This window comes from Actinopolyspora mortivallis DSM 44261, assembly GCF_000384035.1.
In the GTDB taxonomy this organism is placed as follows: Bacteria; Actinomycetota; Actinomycetes; order Mycobacteriales; family Pseudonocardiaceae; genus Actinopolyspora; species Actinopolyspora mortivallis.
The window spans coordinates 2,562,403-2,575,013 of sequence record NZ_KB913024.1 but is presented as its reverse complement, the minus strand read 5'-3'; the positions used below and the strand labels follow the sequence as shown (position 1 = coordinate 2,575,013).

At 69.3% G+C, this 12,611-nt stretch carries 9 protein-coding genes, 1 other RNA gene and 1 pseudogene; all 11 read left to right on the top strand.

Features of this window, described 5'->3' with window-relative positions; all coding sequences use genetic code 11:
* Positions 1 to 163: 163 nt before the first annotated feature.
* The 11 genes and pseudogenes from cobC (at position 164) to ACTMO_RS0112070 (ending at position 12,525) form a co-directional block, all read left to right on the top strand.
* Positions 164 to 1,210, top strand: a complete 1,047-nt coding sequence (gene cobC / locus ACTMO_RS0112115) for an Rv2231c family histidinol phosphate aminotransferase CobC (RefSeq protein ID WP_026449152.1) — start codon at positions 164 to 166, stop codon at positions 1,208 to 1,210.
* Positions 1,211 to 1,271: 61 nt separating this feature from the next.
* Positions 1,272 to 2,132, top strand: a complete 861-nt coding sequence (locus ACTMO_RS0112110; RefSeq protein ID WP_019854959.1) for a Nif3-like dinuclear metal center hexameric protein — start codon at positions 1,272 to 1,274, stop codon at positions 2,130 to 2,132.
* Entirely contained in the window at positions 2,129 to 2,863 is a 735-nt protein-coding gene (locus ACTMO_RS0112105; protein ID WP_019854958.1) for a zinc ribbon domain-containing protein, read from the top strand. Before ACTMO_RS0112110 ends, ACTMO_RS0112105 begins: the two co-directional genes overlap by 4 nt.
* Positions 2,860 to 4,005 (top strand): bifunctional RNase H/acid phosphatase, encoded by a 1,146-nt coding sequence (locus tag ACTMO_RS0112100; protein WP_019854957.1) that lies wholly within the window; start codon positions 2,860 to 2,862, stop codon positions 4,003 to 4,005. The genes ACTMO_RS0112105 and ACTMO_RS0112100 overlap by 4 nt, the downstream gene beginning before the upstream one ends.
* Before the next feature lie 111 nt (positions 4,006 to 4,116).
* Positions 4,117 to 4,511, top strand: an RNA gene (rnpB, locus tag ACTMO_RS22115) — RNase P RNA component class A.
* A 525-nt stretch (positions 4,512 to 5,036) separates the two neighbouring features.
* On the top strand, positions 5,037 to 5,357 hold the full coding sequence (locus ACTMO_RS0112095; RefSeq protein WP_019854956.1) for a hypothetical protein: 321 nt from the start codon (positions 5,037 to 5,039) through the stop codon (positions 5,355 to 5,357).
* Between the two features lie 36 nt (positions 5,358 to 5,393).
* A pseudogene (locus ACTMO_RS24105) lies at positions 5,394 to 5,763 on the top strand (hypothetical protein); the annotation flags it as partial.
* A 243-nt stretch (positions 5,764 to 6,006) separates the two neighbouring features.
* The gene (locus tag ACTMO_RS0112085) at positions 6,007 to 8,934 is read left to right on the top strand and encodes an ATP-binding protein (RefSeq protein WP_019854954.1); all 2,928 of its coding nucleotides are present in this window, start codon (positions 6,007 to 6,009) and stop codon (positions 8,932 to 8,934) included.
* Positions 8,935 to 8,945: 11 nt separating this feature from the next.
* Positions 8,946 to 10,895: a hypothetical protein gene (locus ACTMO_RS0112080; protein WP_245556146.1), complete on the top strand. Its 1,950-nt coding sequence runs from the start codon at positions 8,946 to 8,948 to the stop codon at positions 10,893 to 10,895.
* Positions 10,896 to 10,922: 27 nt separating this feature from the next.
* Entirely contained in the window at positions 10,923 to 11,540 is a 618-nt protein-coding gene (locus tag ACTMO_RS0112075) for a hypothetical protein (RefSeq protein WP_019854952.1), read from the top strand.
* A gap of 1 nt (position 11,541) precedes the next feature.
* Complete coding sequence (locus ACTMO_RS0112070; RefSeq protein WP_019854951.1) at positions 11,542 to 12,525, top strand: C40 family peptidase; 984 nt, start codon at positions 11,542 to 11,544, stop codon at positions 12,523 to 12,525.
* Positions 12,526 to 12,611: the final 86 nt, after the last annotated feature.

The following is a 12,611-nucleotide window of genomic DNA, read 5'->3' as shown; positions in this document are numbered from 1 at the left end:
TGGGATCGGAGCAGGGTCCCGGGCTTCTCCCCGGCGTGTCCGGAGTGCCGCCCTCGGGGCGCCGCCCGGAGGAACTCGGCTGGCCGAGGGAAGCGAAAGGGGGCGACTCCCTCCTTGCCCGTGCGTGCCGGAGGGGAACCGCCGGACGGCTAGACTGCCGGGGATGACTAGCCGGGACGATCGGGAGATGCTGCGCCACCACGGTGACGTGGACGCCGCGGCCGGCCTGCTCGACTTCGCGGTCAACGTGCGACTGCGCAGGCCCCCCGAGTGGTTGCACAAGCGGCTGGTCGCGGCGTTGGAACGCCTCGGGAGCTACCCGGCCGCCGAGGACGAGCGCGCCGCGCGGGACGCCACGGCCCAGCGGCACGGGCGCCTCCCCGAGGAGGTGCTGCCGCTGGCCGGGGCGGCCGAGGGTTTCGCACTGCTTCCCGCCCTGCGTCCGCGTTCGGCCGTCGTGATCCACCCCTCCTTCACCGAGCCCGAGCTCGCACTGCGCAACGCCGGGCTCGAGGTGACCAGGGTGCTGTTGGACCCGGCGGAGGGTTACCGGTTGCGAGCGGAACGGGTGCCGGAGGAGGCCGACCTCGTCGTGCTCGGCAACCCGACGAACCCCACCTCGGTGGTGCACCCCGCCGAGACCGTTCGGGCGTTGGCCCGCCCCGGGAGGGTGCTCGTGGTGGACGAGGCCTTCATGGACGCGATTCCGGGGGAGAGCCAGTCGCTGGCTTCCGAGCGGCTTCCCGGGGTGCTCGTGCTGCGCTCGTTGACCAAGATGTGGGGACTGCCCGGCCTGCGGGCCGGTTACGCGTTGGGCGAGCCGGAGCTGCTGGAGCGGTTGGGCAGGTGTCGCCCCCACTGGCCGGTCGGTACGTTGGGGTTGGAAGCCCTGATCGGATGTGCCTCCCCCGAGGCGGTTCGGGAGTCCGAACGCGCGGCGACCGAACTCGTGCGCTACCGGGAGGAGCTGGCCTCCGACCTCGATGCGATCCCCGGCCTGGAAGTGGGACGACCGGCAGCGGCTCCGTTCCTGCTGTTGCGTAGTGAACGGGGAGCCCGGGTGCGTGCCTGGTTGCGGGAGCGGGGAATAGCGGTGCGCCGGGCCGACACGTTCCCCGGACTGAGCGGGGACCACTTCCGGGTGGCCGTGCGGGAACCCGGGGAGAACGCCGAGCTGACGGCGGCGCTGCGGGGGATCCTCGGCTCCTGAGCGTCGGCGTGCCGCGAGCCCACCCCGCCGAGAGTGCAGTGACGAGACGGAAAGCGACACGATGACCACACGGATCGAAGACGTCGTGGGAGTACTGGAGTCGGCCTATCCTCCGGAGCGCGCCGAGTCGTGGGACGCGGTCGGGTTGGTCTGCGGTGATCCCCGGGCCGAGGTCGGCAGGGTGGTGTTCTGCGTGGACCCGGTCGAGGAGACCGTGGAGGAGGCCCTGGAGGTCGGGGCGCAGCTGTTGGTGGCGCACCACCCGTTGCTGCTGCGCGGGGTACACGGCCTGCCCGCGGACACACCCAAGGGGCGGCTCGTGCACCGGATGATCCGTTCCGGCCTCGGGCTCTACTGCGCCCACACCAACGCCGACACGGCCAGTCCCGGGGTCTCCGACGCCCTGGCGGCCGCGTTGGGGCTCACCGTCACGGCACCGTTGTGCCCGCACGCGGAAGGCGCGGCGACCGGGCTGGGCCGGATCGGTGAACTCCCCGAGGCGGAGCCGTTCGAGGACTTCGTACGTCGGGTCGCCGGAGCGCTTCCCACCACGGAGTGGGGTGTTCGCGGAGCGGGCCCCCGAGGACGGAGCGTTCGTCGGGTGGCCGTGTGCGGGGGTTCCGGGGACTCGAACCTGGATGCGGCCGTGGACGCCGGGGTCGACGCCTACGTCACGGCGGATCTGCGCCACCATCCCGCCTCCGAGCACGTGGCACGTGGCGAGGTGCCGGGCGGTGCGGTGCCCAACCTCGTCGACGTGGCTCACTGGGCCAGTGAGTGGCCGTGGTGCCGGCAGGCGGCCGATATCGTCACGACGGCACTGTCCGACGAGGTCGAGGTCCTCGTTTCCGCACGCCGTACCGACCCGTGGACGGTCCACGCCCACGGCACCGCCACCGATACTGGGAGGATGCCCGAGTGAAAGCCGATCCAGCAGCACAGCAGAGGCTGCTCGAACTCGCCAAGGTGGATGCCGAGCTCAATCGCATCAACCACCGCAGGAGAACACTGCCCGAGCTGGAACGCATCGGGGATGCCGAGCGCGAGGCCAGGGAGAAGCGGGACGCCATGGTGGCCGCGCAGACCGCGCTGGACGATCTGCAGCGCGAGGTCGAACGGCTGGAGAACGAGGTCGACCAGGTGCGTGCCCGCCAGCGGCGGGACCGCGAGATGATGGACTCCACCGGTTCCTCCAAGCAGCTCGAGGACCTGCAGCACGAGCTGGAGACGCTGAGCAGGCGCGAGGCCGCCCTGGAGGAGGACATGCTGGAGGTCATGGAGCGGCGGGAGGCCCAGGAGACCGACCTGTCCCACAGCAGGAAGGCGGTGGAGACGGCCGACTCCCGTCTGGAGGACGCCAGGCACCAGCGGGACCAGGCCCTGGCCGATCTGGACAGTGACGAGGCCAAACGTCTGGCCGAACGGGAGTCTCTGGTGGCCGGCCTGCCCGAGGACCTGCTGAACCTGTACGAGCGGATCCGCAACCAGCGGGGGACGGGCGCCGGGCATTTCCAGGGCGGTCGTTGCGGAGCCTGTCGGCTGGAGGTGGACCGGGCCGCTCTGGCCGCCATCCGGGATGCCGCCAGAGACGACGTGGTCCGTTGCGAGGAGTGCGGCGCGATCATGGTGCGTACGAAGGATTCGGGACTGTGACCTCACGAGTGATCATCGAGGCCGACGGTGGCTCGCGCGGCAACCCCGGCCCCGCCGGTTTCGGTGCCGTCGTCCGGGACGCCTCCAGCGGGGAGGTGCTCGCCGAACGTCGCGGAGGGATCGGCGAGGCCACCAACAACGTCGCCGAATACCGGGGGCTGATCGCCGGTCTGCGCGCCGCGCTCGAACTCGGCGCCGAGGAGGCCGAGATCCGGCTGGACTCCAAGCTGGTCGTCGAGCAGATGTCGGGAAGGTGGCGGGTCAAGCACCCCGACCTGCAACCGCTGGCGAGTGAGGCGACCCAGCTCGTCTTCTCCTTCGCCGCGGCGCGTTTCCAGTGGGTGGCCCGGGAACGGAACAGTCACGCCGACCGGCTGGCCAACGAGGCCATGGACGCCCAGGCCGACGGGGAGGAGGTCGGCGGTTCCGGACGGAACGCGGACACCCCGCCGGAGCCGGCTCCCACCGGGGGCGGATCCTCCTCGACGTCCGCGGTGACCAGTTGGTCGGGAGCCGTGGGGACTCCCACCAGGCTGTTGCTGCTGCGCCACGGGCAGTCCGCGCTGTCGGTGGAGCGGCGTTACTCGGGCAGAGGTGACGTCGCCCTGACCGACCTCGGGCACCGGCAGGCTCAGGCCGCGGCCAAGCGGCTGGCCTCCGTGGAGGCGGTGACGGACTCCGCCGTGGTGCTCACCTCCCCGCTGTCCCGGGCCCGCGCCACCGCCGAGGCCGTGGTCGCGGCAACCGGCGGGGAACCGGTGGTGCACGAGGGGTTGGCCGAGACCGACTTCGGTGCCTGGGAGGGGCTCACCTTCCTGGAGGCCTCCGAGAGGTATCCGAGACTGCACACCGCCTGGTTGGGGGATCCGAGCGTCACTCCTCCCGGCGGGGAGAGCCTGAACACGGTGTTCGAGCGTGTGAACGCGGCGTTGGACGGGATGCTGCGGGAGCACGCGGGAAAGACCCTCGTGCTGGTGACCCACGTGACCCCGATCAAGGCGATCCTGCGTACGGCGCTGTGTGTGGGCCCGGAGCTCTTCTATCGGTTGCATCTGGACCTGGCCTCGTTGTCCGTGGCCGAGTTCTATCCCGACGGCAACGCTTCCGTGCGGTTGGTGAACGACACCTCCCATCTGGGCTGAACAACCGCCGTCGGACGGCCCGTGGTGGGAGGACCGGAGTCGTCGGGCCGGTGGCGTGGCCGGGGTGGGAATGTCGGTCCCGGTGGGTGTGTTCTAGCCTGGAGAGGCGGACGAGCCGACCGGGCGGCCGCGGCGGAGTCCCTTCCGCCGAGGAAAGTCCGGACTCCACAGGGCAGGGTGGTTGCTAACGGCAACCAGGGGTGACCCTCGGGAAAGTGCCACAGAAAGCAGACCGCCCGGCCGACAGCGGCCGGGTAAGGGTGAAAGGGTGGTGTAAGAGACCACCAGCATCCCTGGTGACAGGGATGGCTCGGTAAACCCCACCCGGAGCAAGGTCAAGAGGACACCCTCGGGTGTCTGCGCAAGTGTTCGAGGGTGGCCCGCCCGAGACTTGCGGGTAGACCGCTTGAGCCTGTCGGTGACGGCAGGCCCAGATGGATGGTCGCCACACGGAGGTGCCGCGAGGCCCTCCGTGACAGGATCCGGCTTACAGGTCGACTCGTCCGCCCTCCGCGCGTCGTTCCCGTGTCGCCACGACACGGGAACGTTCTCTTATCGCGGGCCCGTGCCGGACGACCTCTCACATTCCCTCCGGCGGGTGAATTACCGAGACGCGGATCACTCTGGATGTCCGATATGCCCCACTGATGTGATGGATTCACGAAAGTGTGATCGTCTATCGGGCATCATGGATGACGAAGAACACGCGTGGACGGACGTCGGGTATCGGGTGACGAGTCGTGGAAGGACGGTCTTCGGTTGGTTGTTCGGACGGCTCGGCTCGACTCGACCGTTCGGCCGTACCGTCAGCGGCGGCGGAACCATCCACTCAGGACCGGTTGTGACGGGCTGCTCCACACGGGTGGTTCCGTCCACCGGTGGGGATACTGTGAGCGTGGCACGTTCCGCGCCACACCCGGCGGAGGCTACCACTACCGCTGTCGGACGTGTCATGTTCTAGACGACATCGTGTGCCGGGACACCCGGACAGTTGAGAAGGCCGACACCCGCTCGTACACAGAGGGAATCCAATGACCACCGTGTCACTCCAGGCACTCGAGCAGCTCGGGGCGTTCGTCAGGACGCAGCCGCTGGTCGAAGTGCTCGCCCAGACCAATCTGGATACCGACGGTATCAGGGGTTGGATTCTGGACAACCTGCTTCCGTTGTTGCTGCTGACCGTGGCGCTGATGCTGTTGTGGCTGGGTGGAGGCAAGGGCGACAACGCGGGCGTGATGCGTCGTGTGGGCGGTGTCTTCGTGGCGCTGGCCGTGATAGGTCTCGCCGTCAGCGGTACCGGAGTGGACATCGGTACTTTCATAGCCGGCCTGTTCAGCACCAGCAGCGGGTGAGAACCGGCTTTCGGCCGATGGGCAGGTGGCAACGACATGCAGGTACGTACCGACGACGAGGTCTACCGGGTGGACGCGGTCTGGCTCGGTCCGCCGAAAGCGACGTTTCCCTGGCGTGCGCGTTACGTCGCGTGGGGTGTGGGCATTCTGGTGTTCCTGCTGGTGCTCGCGGCCGAACGCAGAATGGGAATCGGTTTCGGCTTTTTTTCCACGGCCTGGGCGCTGGTCATCACGATCGCGCTGACCCGACTGATCTGCTCACGGATCAGTCACGAACGGCCGCTGAGCGCCGTGCTGGTCATGTGGTTGCGCGAACTCACCGCACCGCGTGGCAAGAACTCGGGCAGAGGCGGGGCCGTCAGTGCCGCGAAGGTCCGAGTACGAGCACAGCGTCCACGTCCGCGTCCGAAGAAGTCCGGGCGCGCTTCGCGCGGAGGTTCCGGATCGCCGGGACGAACCCAGCGGCCCGACGGGACGGCGGAGACCGCTCGCTCCTCCTCCGGAAGTCGTTCCCGTCCCCGACGGGGACGTAGCGCCGAACCCCCTCCCACGGGACGGGTCGCCGCCCGGCGCGGCGGACGTTCCTCCGGGGAGTCCGCGCAGCGGACCAGGAATTCCAACAGACGTGCGCACAGCAAGGAGGTTCGCGGTGTTCGGTCGCGGGCGAGGTCGTGAGCGTGACTCCAAGAAGGTCTCTGACCAGCAGTACCGCGCCGCGTCGAAGAAGACGTCGAAGACCGCGCGCTCCGGGAGGAACAAGGACCGCAGACTCCCGGGGGAACAGTCCCTGCCCAGCTACACCCCCTCCATAGCGGCCCGGTCCATCGACGGCCACCTGCTGCGCACCGGTCAGGACGTGTTCGCCTGGTACCGGCTCTCCCCACAACGGTGGTCCTTCCGCTCCGACTCACAGCGACAGGACCTCATCGCCGCGATCGCGGGGCAGTACGCCGAACTCCAGGGGCGCTGGCTGCACCTGCGGGTGACCAACCGTCCCTACCCGATCCGCATGTGGGCCGAAGCGCACGTGCGCAACGCGCACAACGCCCTGCCCGACGTGCCGGGGGCCCTGAGCTTCGACGACTACATGGTCGGTGAACAGCAGCAGCTCATGGGTCGGTCGATGGCCGAGAAAGAGGTCTACCTGGGAGTGCAGGTGCAGACCCGCAACGTGGTGGACCGGGCCGTCGAACGGGCGGCGCCGCTGCTGCGGCGCGTGTTCCCCGAGGCGGTCGACGCGGAGCTGGTGGCCCTGGACAGCGAGATCGAACACCTCGACCAGGTGATCGGTTCGGCCGGGCTGGACGGCAGACCCGTCACCGCCGAGGAGATGTCCTGGCTGATGCACCGCTCCTGCTCGCTGGGTCTGCCCGCCCCCCGCAACCTTCCCGCCACACCGAGTGGTTCCTGGCAACCGGAGGACCTGGCCTCGTTCACCGACGCGGCCGACATGCACCAGGAACCGTACGCCCCGACCGTGACGGTGCGGGGACGGACCGGTTCCAACGCGGGAGTGAGCAGGCACGTGGCCGTGCTGACCCTCGGCCGGACACACGGCCTGCAGATCCCCGAGGTCGACGACCCCTGGCTGCAACACTCCGACCGGCTGCCCGCCCCGGTGGAATGGTCGGCGCGGATCTACGTGCGCCGCCCCGAGGACGTCGGAGGGGAACTACAGCGCCAGATGAACAAGGTGCGTTCCCAGGTGCGGCACTACACCGAGGAGCACGGACTGGAGCCGCCGACCTCACTGGCCAGACAGGCCGGTCGGGTGCTGGAGATCGACGACGAGATGACCTCGGGCTTCACCGCGCTGGCCACACGAGTGCGTTCCTGGTGGCGCATGGCGGTGTCCGGGCCGACCGAACGCGACGCCCTGCGGCTGGCCCAGCAGCTGCTCGATCTGTACAAACCGAAGGTGGCCATCGAACACCCCGAGGCCCAGTACGCGATGGCTCGGGAGTTCATCCCCGGCGAGCAGCTGGCCTCCGGCGCCTACCTGCGCCGTGGTTCGGTGGTGTGGGCCGCCTCGGCGGTGCCGCAGGCCACGGCCGAAGTGGGGGATCGGCGAGGGGCGCTGATCGGGGAGACCTGCACGGCCACCCGCCGCCCCGTGGCCTGGGACCCGTGGATGGCCCAGGAGGTCCGGGACGCCTCCGGACTGACCGCCATGGTCGCCGGTCTCGGAGGAGGTAAGTCCTTCCTCGGCGGGGGACTCGTCTACAAGACCCTGCGCTCGGGCGCGTACTGGACCCTGCTGGACCCTTCGGGTCCGCTGGCGGAGCTGTGCGAACTGCCGGAACTGCGTCCCTACGCGCGTCCGATCAACCTGCTCAACGCCCAACCCGGCATTCTCAACCCCTACCGGGTGGTGGCCGAGCCGGAACTCGAACACTTCGTCGACGAGGACGACCCCGAACGCAGCTGGCGTCGGGAGCGAGCCATGGCGGCGGCCACCCGACGCCGACTGGTGCTCGACGTGCTCACCGGGCTGTTGCCCTACGACATCTCCCGGATGCCCCAGACCCGGATCGTGCTGCTGCGCGCGGTGCGCGCGGTCGGGGGACGACCGGACGCGCATCCGGGGATGGTCTTCGAGGCGTTGCGTCGTGACGCCAGCGAACACCACGAACACGCCGTGGTGGTGGCGGACTTCCTCGACGAGATCCGCGAGCGCATGTCGCTGCTGATTCCCGAGGCCGACGCCGATCCCTACTCCCAACGCAGGGAGGACCGGCTGACCGTGTTGACGATGGCGGGACTGACCCTGCCCAAGGACGGGGTAGGCAGGGAACACTGGACCGACAGCGAAGCCCTCGGTGTCCAGCTGCTCAACCTGGCCGCCTGGCTGACCCAGCGGACCGTCTACGAGCGTCCCAAGGAGGAACGCAAGGGAGTCTGGATCGACGAGGCCTTCTTCCTGTCCGAAGTGCCCACCGGCCGGGTGTTGATGAACCGTTTCGCCAGGGACTCCCGGAAATGGAACGTCCGGGTGCTGCTGTCCAGCCAGATTCCCGCCGACTTCCTGCGGATCCAGGGGTTCGTGTCCCTGCTCGACTCGGTGTTCGTCGGCCGATTGGACGACGAACAGGCGCAGTCGGACGCGCTGCGACTGCTGAAGGTCCCGGTCGACGCGGGATACGAACAGGTCGTGTCCTCACTCGGCCGCCGCCCCGGTCCCTCCCGGAACAACACCGAACGGGACCGCTCGCCGCGCCAGTTCATCTTCGGCGACGGAGCAGGGGGAGTGGAACGCATCCGGGTCGACTTCAGTGGTCCGCACCTGCAACACCTGCGTGAGGCGCTGGACACCACGCCGGTCTCGGTCGACTCCGAGGCGGACGACACGGACAAGGATCCGGCGCTCACCCCCAACTCGGACTCGGTCGCCGAGATCGGCGGTGCCGGCTCCGAGGAGGTGCCGGACGAGGAGGCCGAGATGTTCGGCGACTTCGCGGAATGGGAGCTCACCGCAGCGGGGGTCGGCGGCAACGAACCGCCACCCACGGACGTGAGTGAACAGCAGACGGGTGACAACGTTCACCGGAACGGTGACCGGACGCGGGGAGTCTCCTGATCGTGTTGGTGGTGTTGGTCACAGCCGTGGTCGTCGGGTGGGTGTTTCTCGGCCGTCGACGTGCCGCACGCGGGGCCCTCCCCCCGGCGGGTGGACGGACGCGGCGGGGGGCGCTGCTGGGGGTGGCGGCCCTGTTGGGGTTGCAGGCGCTGACGGGCGCACCGGTGCACGCCCAACCGTTCGACTGCACCGAACCGCCCAACCCGGAGCGGCCGGGAACCGGCATGGTCGGAGCCGTGGATCCCGCCCCCATCGGGGTGGGGCAGTCCGGCAGTGCCTACGACGAGTACGGCTACGCCGGTCATGTCTGGCACACCTACGACCTGGGGTGTGGCCCACAGGGGGTCAACAACCCCAACGCGATGGTCGACACCTGGATCGGCAACCAGCTGTTCAACGTCGCGAAGAACCTGGTCGGGATGACCAACGGGTTGCACTACTCGTTGCTGTCCGGCGACCTGATGAAGCCGCTGGACGAGATGATCGCCACCGGAACCGTGGCGCTGTACGACAGCGTGTTCGCACCCTGGTTCGGCGTGGTGGCGGTGATCCTGGCGATACTGCTGTTCCGCTACATATGGCAGGGCGATCTGGCCACCATCGGCAGGAAGACGATGTGGGCACTGGCGGCCCTGTGGTTCGCCTCGGCCACCTATCTGACCCCGCTGGTCTACACCCACGCGTTGGACGACGTCGTGATCACCGGAACCTCGGCCGTGCAGGGGGGGTTCCTGCGCGAGGTGGGTGTCGACGAGCGGGACGCCCTGCCCACACTGCTGCACAACGAGGTCGTCTACCGCGGATGGTTACGCGGCGAGTTCGGTTCCCCGGACTCCGAGAAGGCCGAGCAGTTGGGTATGCGCCTGCTGGACGCGCAGGCCTGGAGCAAGCGGGAAGTGCTCTCCGGTGAGGCCGACGGCTCGGGAGAGCGGAAGAAACGGGCCTTCGAGGAAGTGGCCGCGCAGATGGGCAGCGCCTACGGCTACTTCCAGGGGGTCGACGGCAGCCGGATCGGCGCGGGCATGCTCGGTATGCTTCAGGCCCTCTCCTACACCACGTTCCAGCTGCTCGCCAAGGCCGCGATCCTGCTGGCCCAGGTGCTGCTGCGGGTGCTGATACTCGCCGGTCCCCTGATCGGCCTCGTCGCACTGCTGCACCACGAGGTGCTGCGCGGCGTGGGACGCATCGCCGGTGCCGCCCTGCTCAACGTGGTGTTGATCTCCGCCATGGCCGGGCTGCACACTCTCGTGCTGAACTGGATATTCGATCCCAGCCGCGGGTTCTCGCTGTTGACCCGGATGCTGTTGGCCGCGTTGCTCACCGTCGTGTTCCTGATGATCGGAAAACCGGTCCGTCGCATGGGACAGATGATCGAGCTGTCGGCCGGTGTCGCCGGGGGCGCGGTCCCCGGTCCCCAGTCCTCGTTTTTGTCCCGTCTCCGAGGGGGAGGAGCCTCCGGTTACCACGGTGGTCCGCAGGACGACTTCTGGGAGCAGGTCCGCAGCACCGGTGCGCGGGACACCACGGCCACCTCGGGAACGGCCGGGCAGCCCCGTCCGGAGTCGGAAGGCCCCACGGTGATCGCCACGGCGCAACGGACGGACCGTTCTCCCCGGGGCGGGGCATCCGGTGGCGGGGAGATCCCCGGGGCCGCGAACACGCAGGCGACGACCCCGGGCGGCGGCGCCGTGACCCAGCACCGCCCCGGCACCAGACGGAACTCGGGCGCGCTTCCCGAAGGGGAAAGCAGCCGCACCGTGGACACCTCCCCGATCACCGAGGGGGCGTGGAACGACCGTGACGACGATCCGGTGGTGGTGCCCTCCCGGGTCGGCGGGTCGAGCCCGCTGCGGAGGACGGAGGACACCGCCTCCCGTGGCCCGGAGCCCGAGGTGCTGGCCGGCAGACCGGTCAACGTGGTCTACCGGCCCTCGCGCGGGTTGGAGGTCGCCGATGAGTGAACGTTGCGCGCAAGGAGGCCGGTTCTGATGCCGATCCGGACACATCGGGGGCGGGCCGCGGTCTACCGCAGGCTGTGGGGATGGCCGTTGCGCTCCCCGAAGCATCTGGTGGCGGCGATCGTCCTCGTGGTGGCGACGGTCAGCGGGGTGGGGTTCCTGTTACCGGGCCCCCTGCCGGGTGCCGGCGCGGGCGGTTCCGGCGGCGAGTCCGTCCGGGACTACGAGCGGTACTCCCGGGACGATGCCGTCGACAACGACACCGGTCCGTCGGACTCCGGGTTCCAGGGGGCGCCACCGTCCATTTCGGTCCCCACCGCACGGCCCGAGTCGGTTCCGGCGGATCCGGCCGGTCTGGACGTGGTGCGCCAGTGGGTCACCCGGTGGAGCCGGACCTCCGAGGACACGACCCGCCAGCAGTGGTTGGACGGGCTGCGCCCGTACACCACCTCCGAGTTCATCGGGGTGATGAACACCGTGGACCCGGCGAACGTGCCCGCCACCGAGATAACGGGAGAACTGCGGGTCGACGAGTCGACCGAGACCTCGATGCGGGTCCGAGTGCCCACGGACGGTCCCACCCTGCGGGTGCATGTGGTCCGTTCCGAGCAAGGATGGCGTGTGTCCGGTTACGACAGGGTGGACTGAGATGCGCAAGGTCGCTGTGGTGCTGGTGCTGCTCACCGGATTCGGTGGACTGATCGGAGTGGGGGCCGTGACCGGCCTGCTCGCCGGGATCGGCGGGGGCGAGCGGAGCCGTTGGGCGGGCTGTGACACCGCTCTGGGCGCCTCCGAGGTCTCCCTGTCCCGGGGCCAGCGGATGGCCCGGGCTCTCGGGCAGGAGCAACGGGAGGTCGTCCGGCGGATCATCGAGATAGGGAAGCGACGTGACCTTCCGCCCCGTGCCTGGCAGATCGCGATCCAGGCGGGTAAGACCGAGTCGAACCTGCGCAACCTGAACTACGGACACGCCGACTCCCTCGGGGTCTTCCAGATGCGTCCCTCGATGAACTGGGGGACGCCTCGGCAGGTGACCGACCTCGACTACGCGATCAACAAGTTCTACGACGTGTTGACGGAGGTCGAGGGGTGGAAGGAGATGCGCCCCGGCTCGGCGGCACAGGCGGTGGAGCGTTCGGCCTTCCCCTCGCGCTACCACGACGCGGAGTCGATGGCGGCGTACCTGGTCAACCAGGAGGGCGAGGTGCGGGCGGTGAGCGACTGCTCCGCCGTGCCGGACGCCGGTGAACTCGCCGCCACGGTCGTCGGTTACGCCAGGCAGCAGCTCGGTTCCCCCTACGTGTGGGGGGCCGAAGGGCCGAACACCTTCGACTGCTCGGGACTGACGCAGCGGGCGTGGGCCGCCGCCGGGGTACGCATCCCCCGGGTCTCGCAGAACCAGTACTACGACGGTGGAACCATGATTCCGCTGCGGCGCGCCCGGACCGGAGACCTCGTGTTCTGGGGACACGGCCGCAACCCCGACTCGGTGCATCACGTGGCGCTGTACCTGGGGGACAACAGGGTGCTGCACGCCCCCCAGCCGGGGGAAACCGTGGAAATCACCGAACTGTGGGATGGAGGGGAACTGCTTCCGACGGCGGTGCGTCCCGCGCCGTCCCGGAAGAGCTGAGATCGTTTTCACACACCGGTGCGTGTGACCACCGGAGAGGCCGACACACCCGGGGCGGGTGTCTTCACGGCCGAACGGTGGCGCCA

Bases quoted from the DNA above. Each gene is read 5' to 3' on its own strand.
- ACTMO_RS0112075 (WP_019854952.1), top strand. From the start codon at position 10,923: ATGCCGATCCGGACACATCGGGGGCGGGCCGCGGTCTACCGCAGGCTG.
- ACTMO_RS0112095 (WP_019854956.1), top strand. From the start codon at position 5,037: ATGACCACCGTGTCACTCCAGGCACTCGAGCAGCTCGGGGCGTTCGTC.
- ACTMO_RS0112070 (WP_019854951.1), top strand. From the start codon at position 11,542: ATGCGCAAGGTCGCTGTGGTGCTGGTGCTGCTCACCGGATTCGGTGGA.
- cobC (WP_026449152.1), top strand. From the start codon at position 164: ATGACTAGCCGGGACGATCGGGAGATGCTGCGCCACCACGGTGACGTG.
- ACTMO_RS0112110 (WP_019854959.1), top strand. From the start codon at position 1,272: ATGACCACACGGATCGAAGACGTCGTGGGAGTACTGGAGTCGGCCTAT.